Below are 7,819 nucleotides of genomic sequence, written 5' to 3'. Positions count from 1 at the left end.
GGCGTGCACGCCATCGGCAAGAAGATCGTCGAAGAGGCCGCCGAGGTGTGGATGGCCGCCGAGTACGAGTCCGACGCCGCCGCGGCCGAGGAGATCTCGCAGCTGCTCTACCACCTGCAGACGCTCATGCTTGCGAAGGGCCTGACGCTCGAAGACGTCTACCGACATCTCTGAGCCGCTTCCGCCTCCCACACGCTCACGAACCACGAAAGCCCCCGTCATGCTGCGAATCGCCGTGCCGAACAAGGGGTCGCTGGCCGAGACCGCCGCCGAGATGCTCTCGGAGGCCGGATACACCGGACGACGCGACTCGAAAGACCTTTACACCGTCGACCCCGTGAACGAGGTCGAGTTCTTCTACCTCCGTCCCCGTGACATCGCGACCTACGTGGGCTCCGGAGCCCTCGACGTCGGCATCACGGGTCGCGACCTGCTGCTCGATGCGCGCATGCCCGGCGCCCGAGAGGTCGAGTCGCTCGGCTTCGCCGGCTCCACCTTCCGCTTCGCGGGCCGCCCCGGGCGCTTCACCGACGTCCAGGACCTCGAGGGCCTTCGCGTCGCGACCGCGTATCCGGGTCTCGTCGACGCCTTCCTCGACGAGCGCGGCATCGCGGTCGACATCGTGCCCCTCGACGGCGCGGTCGAGTCCGCCGTCCAGCTCGGAGTGGCGGATGCCGTGGCCGATGTCGTCTCGACCGGAACGACGCTGCGCCAGGCGGGGCTCGAGATCTTCGGGCCGGTGCTCCTCGAGAGCGACGCCGTGCTCATCTCCGGACCGAACGAGGCCGAGGGCACCGAAACGCTTCTGCGCCGTCTGCGCGGCGTGCTCGCCGCGCGCAAGTACGTGCTCGTCGATTACGACCTGCCCGCGAACCTCGTCGACCAGGCCATCGCCGTTGCCCCCGGTCTCGAGTCGCCCACGATCTCGCCGTTGCGCGACCCCGAGTGGGTCGCCGTCCGCGTGATGAGCCCGCGCCGCGACGTGAACCGTGTCATGGACGAGCTGTACGCGATCGGCGCGCGCGCGATCCTCGTCACCGAGATCCTCGCCGCGAGGCTCTGATGACCCTCGCGCGCCGCGTCATCCCGTGCCTCGACGTCGCGGGAGGCCGCGTCGTGAAGGGCGTGAACTTCCTCGACCTGCGCGACATGGGCGACCCGGTCGAACTGGCGAAGCTGTACTTCGATCAGGGCGCCGACGAGGTCACCTTCCTCGACGTCACCGCCACGGTCGACGAGCGCGCCACGACGTACGACGTCGTCCGCCGCACCGCCGAGCAGGTCTTCATCCCCCTGACCGTCGGTGGGGGAGTGCGTTCGGCCGACGACGTGGCCCGGCTCCTCGCCGTCGGAGCTGACAAGATCGGCGTCAACTCCGCAGCGATCGCCCGCCCCGCGCTGATCGATGAGATCGCCGACCGCTTCGGCGCTCAGGTCATCGTGCTGTCGCTCGACGTCAAGCGCGCGGCATCCACGCCCTCGGGATTCGTCGTCACCACCCACGGCGGCCGCACCGAGACGACCCTCGACGCCCTCGACTGGGCCCGCGAGGCCGTCGAGCGCGGTGCCGGCGAACTGCTCGTGAACTCGATCGACGCCGACGGCACGAAGCAGGGCTTCGACCTCGAGCTCGTGCGTCTCATGCGTCAGGTCGCAGCGGTCCCGGTCATCGCATCGGGCGGCGCGGGTGCCCTGGAGCACTTCGCCCCCGCGGTGCAAGCCGGTGCCGACGCCGTGCTCGCGGCATCCGTTTTCCACTCCGGCCAGCTCACCGTCGGACAGGTGAAAGAGGCCATGGCCGCCGAAGGAATCGAGGTGCGCCGATGAGCGTCGACCGCGTCACGTACAACGCCGACGGCCTCGTCCCCGCGGTCATCCAGCAGTTCGACTCCCGCGAGGTGCTGATGATGGGGTGGATGGATGCCGAGGCCCTGAACCGCACGCTCACCACCGGCCGCGTGACCTTCTGGTCGCGCTCGCGTCAGGAGTACTGGCGCAAGGGCGACACGTCCGGTCACATCCAGATCGTCAAGGGTGCGCGTCTCGACTGCGACGGCGACACGCTCCTCATCGAGGTCGACCAGGTCGGCGCGGCGTGTCACACCGGCGACCACACCTGCTTCGACGCCGACGACCTGCACCCGGTCGTGGGGGAGCGCTGATGCGGCGTCCCCGCTCGCTGGCCGTCGTCGCGATGCTCCTCGCGGGCGCGATCGGCGTCATCGGGTCGACCCAGACCTGGATCGACGTCACCCTCGACGACGGTGCTCAGCAGACCCTCGCCGTGCCGGGCTCGGACGCCCTCCCCGTCCTGACGCCCTTGAGCCTGGCGGCGCTGGCGCTCGGTGCCGCGCTGTCGATCGCGGGCCCCGTCGTGCGCTACGTCTTCGGCGCGATCGGCCTCGCGATCGCCGCGCTGACCGGCTTCGGTGCCGCGCAGATCGTCTTCGCGACGCCCGTGTCCGCCACCGCGGCGACGGTCACCGACGCCACGGGGATCTCGGGAGTGGATGCCGTCGGCGACCTCGTCGCGGGACTGTCGCTGACCCCCTGGCCCGCCGTCACACTGGTGGCACAGATCGTGCTCGCCGCGGCCGCCGTCTTCACCCTCGTCACCGCGCGTCGATGGGGGTCGAACGCGGGCCGGAAGTACCGCACGACCGGCGATTCCACGGCGGAAGCCTCGCGCCCGCACGACGCGATCGACTCGTGGGACGACCTGTCGCGCGGCGCCGACCCGACGGCCTGACACTCGGCTCGCCTGAGTGTTCGGTTCGCACTTGCTGTGATTCTGCTGGACACGGTAGCTTTGCGCCAGGGATCCCGGCCGGTGCGTTTCGCGGCCTGATCCCCGGGCGGGGCGCTACCCGAGCGCGGACCCGCATCTTGGGGGAGTCAGCATGCGCGCGCGCCGCTATCCGTACGTCCACTTGCGTCTGCGAGGGGCACGTAACAGTCTCCGCGCCGCTGCGGCGATGCTCATCGCTGCCACGCTCAGCGTGGGGAGCGTGCACGCTGCCTGGGCGGACCCGACACCGTCGCCGACGTCGACCGCCCGTACGAGTGCCGCAGCCTTCACCGTGACGCCGAAGCCTACCTTCACCGGGTCGATGACGGTGGGCTCGAAGCTGACCGCGGTCACGGGGACATGGAAGCCCGCGCCGGACTCTTTCGCGTACCAGTGGCGACGGAACGGAACGCTGATCACGGGCGCCACCGCACCGACCTACCGCCTGACCGCCCAGGACGCGGGAACGAAGATCACCGTCACGGTCATCGGCACCAAGACCGGATACCCCAAAACCTCGGTCACGAGCGACGGCAAGGCGGCGACGACGGCGTCCTTCACCACCGCGCCCGCCCCCACCATCACGGGGAAGGGCGCGATCGGCTCGACCCTGACCGGCGCGACCGGAACCTGGGCACCGACGCCCGGTGCCTTCACCTATCAATGGAAGCGGGGCGGGGCGGCGATCTCTGGGGCGACATCGACGACGTACCGCGTGGCCGCCGCAGATGCGGGAGCAGCGATCACCCTGACCGTGACAGCGTCGGCCCCCGGATACACGACGACCGCGCGAACCAGCTCGCCCGTCGCCATTCCCGCGCGGACCTTCACGACGCTTCCCATACCGACGTACAGCGGAAAGATGACCGTCGGATCGACCCTCAGGGCAGCGCCGGGCACGTGGGCACCGGTGCCCGACTCCCTGACGTACCAGTGGAACCGTGACGGCGCAGCGATCACGGGGGCGACGTCCCCGACCTACACGATCGCTCCCGCGGACAGCGGCAAGAAGATCACGGTCACCGTGACGGCCCGGAAAGCCGGTTACACCCCGGCTTCCCAGACCAGCGCCGCGCAGACTTCGGCTCCGGCTCCCTTCACCAGCGCCCCGTCCCCCTCGATCACCGGCACGGCGAGCGTGGGGTCGACCGTTCGGGCCGTGACCGGCACGTGGGCACCCGTGCCCGCGACATTCGCCTACCAGTGGAGGCGCAACGGAACGGCGATCGCCGGAGCGACCGCATCCACGTATCGGGTGGGGACAGCGGATGCCGGGACCCGGCTGAGTGTGAGCGTGACGGCGTCGGCTCCCGGATACGTGACGACGACCCGCGTCAGTTCCTCCGCTTCGGTGCCGACGCTGACGTTCGCGGCCGTTCCCGTTCCGACGTTCTCGGGCACCCCGACCGTCGATTCTGTCCTCACCGCTTCCACGGGGACGTGGGGACCCACGCCCGACTCCTACGCGTTCCAATGGAATCGTGGCGGCAGCCCGATCGCCGGCGCGACAGCGTCGACCTACAAGGTCGTTGCAGCCGACGTGAACTCGGCGATCACCGTCACCGTGACAGGACGCAAAGCCGGTTACACCGCTGCCTCCGCAACGAGCACAGGCGCGACGATGGGTGCGGCCTCCTTCACGAGCGCCCCGACACCCGCGGTGACGGGCTTGGCCCGGGTCGGGGGGACTCTGTTCGGCGTCGTGGGGACGTGGGGTCCGCAGCCGAGCAAGCTGACGTACCAGTGGACGCGTAATGGCGTCGCAATCCCGGGCGCGACGTCGACCGCCTATCTCGTGACCGCGGAGGATCGCGGCGCCCAGCTGCGATTCACGGTCACGGGGTCGAAGGCCGGTTACACAACCGTGAAGCGGGTGAGCTCCGCTCAAGCGGTTCCCGGTGTCTTCTCCTCGGCCCCTGCGCCGCGCATCTCCGGCACGGTCGAGATCGGCAAGACCGTGACCGCGTCGACGGGGACATGGGCCCCCGCCCCGGACTCATTCACCTACCAGTGGAAGCGCAACGGCTCGACGATCAGCGGCGCCACATCGAAGACCTACACGATCACTCAAGCGGATGCCGGTGCCAAGCTCACCGTGACCGTCACCGGTGTGAAGGCGAATTACTCGTCGACGAGCAAGACCAGCGCTGAGAAGCTCGTGCCGTCGACGGTGATCGTGCGCGTGACCAGCGACATCGTCACGGACACGACCTGGGCCCCGACCGTTCCAACGGTGTACATCGTCTCGAAGGATGTCTCGGTGGCTTCCGGTTCGACGCTCACGATCGCGGCGGGCACGGTCGTGAAATTCGCGGAAAACATGACGTTCACGGTTGAGGGTTCCCTGGTCGTGAATGGCACATCGGCTGCTCCGGTGACGTTCACCTCCCTCGCCGATGACAGTGTCGGGGGAGACACCCTCGCCGACGGCGACGACACCAAACCCGAAAACAACCGCTGGAACGGCATCTACGTCTCCGGAAACGCCACCCTGGTCGCTGATCAGACGCGTGTGAGCTTCTCCTATGGCATCACTTCCTCCGAGGGCTCTGACGCCGCTGCTTCCGCACAGGTGACGGGATCCACTGTCGATGGCCGGATCGCGTTGCACTCCTCCGCGGGTGCGGTCACCGTGACGGACACGATCGTTCGCGGCTCGATTGATGCGTCCAGCCGAGGCGGCGCAACCACCGTAAGCAACAACACCGTCAGTCGCGACACCTCGAAAGAGGACTGGGACGGGAGCGGATTCGTCACGGTCACCCGCGCGGACGGCTTCGACGCCGCCTACCCGCTGAACGTCACCGGGAACACGATCACGAACGGATCGCTCACGGTCATCTCTTCCAACAACAGCGCACAAGCCGCACCGATGAAGGTGACGGGAAACACGATCTCCGAAGCAGTGGGGACACCCCTCACCGTCGCCGACGTGAAACTTCGCCCCTCCAACATCCTCGCCAACACCCTCCGCAACAACACCATCAACGCCATCGCCCTCTCCGGAACACTCGTCGAGAACTGGACGCTGCCCACCACAGGCCCCCAGCTCATCCTCAACCGGGATCTCTACGACCGCGGCGTCGAAGGCGGCATCCGAATCAGCGCCGGTTCGACACTCACGGTCGCGGCCGGGACAGTCGTGAAAGTCGAAGAGAGCGTCGGAATCTCGGTTGAAGGTTCTCTGATCGTGAATGGCACCGCTGCTGCTCCGGTGACGTTCACGTCCCTCGCCGATGACAGCGTCGGAGGAGACACCCTCGCCGACGGCGACGACACCAAACCCGAAAACAACCGCTGGAACGGCATCTACGTCTCCGGAAACGCCACCCTGGTCGCTGATCAGACGCGTGTGAGCTTCTCCTATGGCATCACTTCCTCCGAGGGCTCTGACGCCGCTACTTCCGCACAGGTGACGGGATCCACTGTCGATGGCCGGATCGCGTTGCACTCCTCCGCGGGTGCGGTCACCGTGACGGACACGATCGTTCGCGGCTCGATTGATGCGTCCAGCCGAGGCGGCGCAACCACCGTAAGCAACAACACCGTCAGTCGCGACACCTCGAAAGAGGACTGGGACGGGAGCGGATTCGTCACGGTCACCCGCGCGGACGGCTTCGACGCCGCCTACCCGCTGAACGTCACCGGGAACACGATCACGAACGGATCGCTCACGGTGGTTTCTTCCAACAACAGCGCACAAGCCGCACCGATGAAGGTGACGGGAAACACGATCTCCGAAGCAGTGGGGACACCCCTCACCGTCGCCGACGTGAGACTTCGTCCCTCCAACGTCCTCGCCAACACCCTCCGCAACAACACCATCAACGCCATCGCCCTCTCCGGAACACTCGTCGAGAACTGGACGCTGCCCACCACAGGCCCCCAGCTCATCCTCAACCGGGATCTCTACGACCGCGGCGTCGAAGGCGGCATCCGAATCAGCGCCGGTTCGACACTCACGGTCGCGGCCGGGACAGTCGTGAAAGTCGAAGAGAGCGTCGGAATCTCGGTTGAAGGTTCTCTGATCGTGAATGGCACCGCTGCTGCTCCGGTGACGTTCACGTCCCTCGCCGATGACAGCGTCGGAGGAGACACCCTCGCCGACGGCGACGACACCAAACCCGAAAACAACCGCTGGAACGGCATCTACGTCTCCGAAAACGCCGTACTCACCGCGAGCAACCTCATCGTTCGATTCGCGTGGACCGCCATATCAACGAGCGGCGAAACGACGCTGCGGTCCACGAAACTCGAGAGGAGCGAGGCCTCGGTGTCAGTGGACGGGGGAACGACCACGGCGGAACTCTCTACGGCGATCGCACCCGTGATGACTGTGAGTAGAGGATCTGCCGAACTCAGGGGAACGTACACCGGCCCGGCGATGGATGAACCACTCGTTAGCGCTTGTGGTTGGGGAGAGGAAAACTGCAGCGTCGACGCCGCCTATTTTGGCTGGGGCACTCCGGGCAATCCCGCGACTCGAGGACTCGCCTGCGGGGCCGTGACCGTCGCTCCTTGGGCAGGAGTCCCCGCAGACGACAAGACTCTGATTTGGTCTACTCCGAACTGCGACGGCTCGATGTACGAGCCTCAGAACGATCTATCCGACGCCCGAGCCTCGGCATCTGAGCAGGTCGCAAGCTGGCAGGCTCTATGCGGCATCGAGGGCTACGAAAGCGCGTGCGAGGTGGCGGGTACCTACAGCCGGTGTTTGTCCGCTGCCCAGCAGTTCGCTCGCGACCACATCGCGGTCTCCTTTCCCCTCGTGCCTCTGGATGGAGAATCCCTGGGAGTCCTCACGATGGAGGAGGTCGGAGAGTCCATGAAGGCCTCCCGAACGGTCAAGGTTTCCCGACTCGGCGGTGTCCTGGAGTACGCCGGGAAGGTCTACGAAATGGCCGCGATGTTCTGGCGCCTGACATTGGCGTACAACGAGTGCGCGCCCGGGTATGCGCCCGAGCGGTAACCGAGGCGCTCGCCCAACGTGCCGGCGCCCACCCGCGCTTCGATAGACTGGCCTCACGCTTT

Annotated in this window: 11 protein-coding genes; 6 read left to right on the top strand and 5 right to left on the bottom strand. The window is 67.3% G+C overall.

The genetic code is table 11. The features are described from left to right. From NS283_RS15570 to NS283_RS15550, 5 genes are all read left to right on the top strand, one after another. The coding region (locus tag NS283_RS15570; protein WP_058597770.1) for a phosphoribosyl-ATP diphosphatase at positions 1-174 on the top strand (174 nt) is incomplete at its 5' end. A 46-nt stretch (positions 175-220) separates the two neighbouring features. After that, positions 221-1,063, top strand: a complete 843-nt coding sequence (hisG, locus tag NS283_RS15565; RefSeq protein ID WP_058597768.1) for an ATP phosphoribosyltransferase — start codon at positions 221-223, stop codon at positions 1,061-1,063. Beyond that, positions 1,063-1,827, top strand: coding sequence for an imidazole glycerol phosphate synthase subunit HisF (gene hisF / locus NS283_RS15560; protein ID WP_058597767.1), 765 nt, complete (start codon positions 1,063-1,065; stop codon positions 1,825-1,827). Before hisG ends, hisF begins: the two co-directional genes overlap by 1 nt. Next, positions 1,824-2,162, top strand: a complete 339-nt coding sequence (gene hisI / locus NS283_RS15555; protein WP_058597766.1) for a phosphoribosyl-AMP cyclohydrolase — start codon at positions 1,824-1,826, stop codon at positions 2,160-2,162. The genes hisF and hisI overlap by 4 nt, the downstream gene beginning before the upstream one ends. Continuing rightward, positions 2,162-2,749, top strand: coding sequence for a Trp biosynthesis-associated membrane protein (locus NS283_RS15550; RefSeq protein WP_058597765.1), 588 nt, complete (start codon positions 2,162-2,164; stop codon positions 2,747-2,749). Before hisI ends, NS283_RS15550 begins: the two co-directional genes overlap by 1 nt. 165 nt (positions 2,750-2,914) lie before the next feature. Here NS283_RS15550 and NS283_RS18475 read toward each other — a convergent pair whose 3' ends face one another. The 5 genes from NS283_RS18475 to NS283_RS18460 form a co-directional block, all read right to left on the bottom strand. Next, complete coding sequence (locus NS283_RS18475; RefSeq protein ID WP_153003396.1) at positions 2,915-3,208, bottom strand: hypothetical protein; 294 nt, start codon at positions 3,206-3,208, stop codon at positions 2,915-2,917. Between the two features lie 18 nt (positions 3,209-3,226). After that, positions 3,227-3,445: a hypothetical protein gene (locus NS283_RS18470; RefSeq protein WP_081317459.1), complete on the bottom strand. Its 219-nt coding sequence runs from the start codon at positions 3,443-3,445 to the stop codon at positions 3,227-3,229. Between the two features lie 3 nt (positions 3,446-3,448). Beyond that, a complete protein-coding gene (locus NS283_RS18465; protein WP_153003395.1) occupies positions 3,449-3,748 on the bottom strand; it encodes a hypothetical protein in 300 nt (99 codons plus the stop codon). Positions 3,749-3,832: 84 nt separating this feature from the next. Beyond that, positions 3,833-3,958, bottom strand: coding sequence for a hypothetical protein (locus NS283_RS19365; RefSeq protein WP_275934958.1), 126 nt, complete (start codon positions 3,956-3,958; stop codon positions 3,833-3,835). Positions 3,959-3,985: 27 nt separating this feature from the next. Then, on the bottom strand, positions 3,986-4,189 hold the full coding sequence (locus NS283_RS18460; protein ID WP_081317458.1) for a hypothetical protein: 204 nt from the start codon (positions 4,187-4,189) through the stop codon (positions 3,986-3,988). A gap of 472 nt (positions 4,190-4,661) precedes the next feature. Between NS283_RS18460 and NS283_RS15545 the strand changes: the two genes are divergently transcribed. After that, positions 4,662-7,757 (top strand): hypothetical protein, encoded by a 3,096-nt coding sequence (locus NS283_RS15545; protein WP_193752697.1) that lies wholly within the window; start codon positions 4,662-4,664, stop codon positions 7,755-7,757. The last annotated feature ends 62 nt before the right edge of the window (positions 7,758-7,819 follow it).

Origin of the sequence: Microbacterium testaceum (assembly GCF_001476285.1) — a bacterium.
Lineage (GTDB): Bacteria > Actinomycetota > Actinomycetes > Actinomycetales > Microbacteriaceae > Microbacterium > Microbacterium testaceum_B.
Note: the sequence above shows the minus strand (reverse complement) of the source record. Positions and strands in the feature narration are given on the sequence as shown.